General features: G+C 65.9%; 2 protein-coding genes and 1 pseudogene. All 3 read right to left on the minus strand.

The window, feature by feature from the left end:
- On the minus strand, positions 1 to 229 hold a 229-nt coding region (locus ACFWUY_RS41350), incomplete at its 3' end, for a transposase (protein WP_384122124.1).
- Between the two features lie 72 nt (positions 230 to 301).
- Positions 302 to 982, minus strand: a pseudogene (locus ACFWUY_RS41355) (transposase); the annotation flags it as partial.
- Positions 983 to 1,346: 364 nt separating this feature from the next.
- Positions 1,347 to 1,652: a hypothetical protein gene (locus tag ACFWUY_RS41360; RefSeq protein ID WP_384122127.1), complete on the minus strand. Its 306-nt coding sequence runs from the start codon at positions 1,650 to 1,652 to the stop codon at positions 1,347 to 1,349.
- Positions 1,653 to 2,034: the final 382 nt, after the last annotated feature.

Below are 2,034 nucleotides of genomic sequence, written 5' to 3' on the forward strand. Positions count from 1 at the left end.
GGACCTTCTTGCGCAAAGCGGCGTTTTCCGCCTCCAGCGGTGTGGGCGGCTCGGCCGGCACCTCCACTCGGCGTCCCCGGGGCCGGCTCACGCCGACCGCCCGGACCCAGTTCCGCAGGGTCTCCGGGTTGATCCCCAGATCGGCGGCGACCGACCTGATTGTCGCTTCGGACCGCGACTCGTACAGCGCGACCGCGTCCGCCTTGAACTGCGGCGGATAGGTCTTCATGACCACGAGATGTCCGTTCTCAGATCCTCAGGATCCAGTGTCTCGTGTGTCCAACATCAGGGGTCAAGGCCCGTTGGTGCGCTCGATGACCCAGCGTCCGCCGGCCTGGATCGGGACTTTCTGTCCACGGCGGGTGATCTGTGCGTCGATGCCGCGTCCGGCCAGATCATCGTGGACGGGGCGGTAGTCGTAGCCGGCGTCCAGGCCCAGCCGGGGGCGCTCCGGCAACGGCCCCCGGGCCTTTTCGAGATCGCTGTAGGCATCCAGGGTGGCAGGCAGCAGCGTGTGATCGCGGACGTTTGCCGGTGCGGGCTCGGTGACCAGGGGTATGCCCTGGGCGTCGGTCAACTGCGAGCGTTTTACGCCCTGTTTACCGCGGTCGACCGGGCTTCTTCCCGCACACTCACCGCCGGCGGGAGCCTTGGTGATGCAGCCGTCCGCGACGAGGTGGTCCAGGTCGAGGCCGATCATGCGGTCGTAGGCGGCCAGGACCAGCAGCCGCAGGTCTTTTATAACTCCGAGCGCGATCCACTCGTCCCGGCGGCGCCGCAGCATCGTGGCGGAGCACTGCTCATCGGCCGCACGTTCGTATCCACAGCCGAATACCAGAACTTGTACCAGGCGGTCGAAGACCACCGCATCAGAAATCCGCGGGTTGTGACAGCCCAGCGGATGGCGGTCCTCGCGGTCCGGCAGCAAGGCCAGGAACTGGTCGCGAACCGGTTTGAGCAGGCATGCTGGGACAGCAGGCACGGACACCCCGAATGATCATGAAGCCTAGAGAACTCCATGATCGGGGACCGTGCCTGCACCACTTCACCCACCTACTGGCGGACGCTCTAAGAGAGTCGACATCTATCACAAGATCATGATCGCGGATGGCTACCCGGTGTCACCACCGACTACGGGCCAGAGCCGAACGATTTACAGTCCCCAATGAGGTCGTGCATGCTGGGTGGTGTCACGTCGAAAGGTGCGGCCCAGCCCGGTGGTCACTGCGGTTGGCCGGACCCGAGGATGGCGGTCTGCTGGTGTTAGAGCAGTCCGGCGACGGCCTGGATCATGTCGCTCATCTGCTCGCGGCGGCCATGGTGGCGGGCGAGTGCTCGCCAGTTCTTCAGGTGTGCGCGATGCCGTGCTCGCCGCGGATGCTGCGTGAGGAGTGCGCCTTGCGCCGGCGTTCGCGGCTCTCCTCATACCAGTCCGGCGGGTTCTTGAACTTGCGGTGCGGGGTTGCCACGACGCGGCCGCCGGTCTGAGCGCCCAGGCCCTGGTGGCCAGCATCGGCGAGGATCTCCACAAAGGGGCCGTCGGTCAGGTGCTTGACCAGGGCTGACTGGCGGGCGTCGGTGGTGTCGGCACAGCTTGCCGGCTGGGTCGGACTGCAGAACAGGAGCCTGCCGGTGGCGTCGGTCAGGACCATGGCCTTGACAACGTTCTGCTGGTTCTTGCTGGAGATGAAGTTGTCCTAGGCAGCTGGTGAAGCGACCGTCTCCAAAGACTGTCCGTGCCCATGGACTACGGCGGTGCGCGCTACTTGGCAGACCCCATCCTCAATCGGTCCTGACGACTGCCGGCCGCGACGACCTTGCGGCCCCAACCAATGCCTATGGCGAGGGAGTGGCGTCTGAGGACGTCGCCTGGGCCTTCCCTGATCTTGCGTGGGTGTCCCCGGCTTCAGCCGGGGAGGGAAACGCGTCCTTGGCCCGGAGGCGCGAAGCGCCGGAGTTCCCTGCGCCTTCGGGGTGACGGTCAGATAGGCCGCTTCTGGACCTCGATGTACTGACGAATCACGGTCAGCGGTG

It is taken from the genome of Streptomyces sp. NPDC058664 (assembly GCF_042716635.1).
Classification (GTDB): Bacteria; Actinomycetota; Actinomycetes; order Streptomycetales; family Streptomycetaceae; genus Streptomyces.

What these genes read in the sequence shown, in the direction of transcription:
- ACFWUY_RS41360 (WP_384122127.1), bottom strand. Translation starts at nt 1,652, where the DNA reads ATGGTCCTGACCGACGCCACCGGCAGGCTCCTGTTCTGCAGTCCGACC.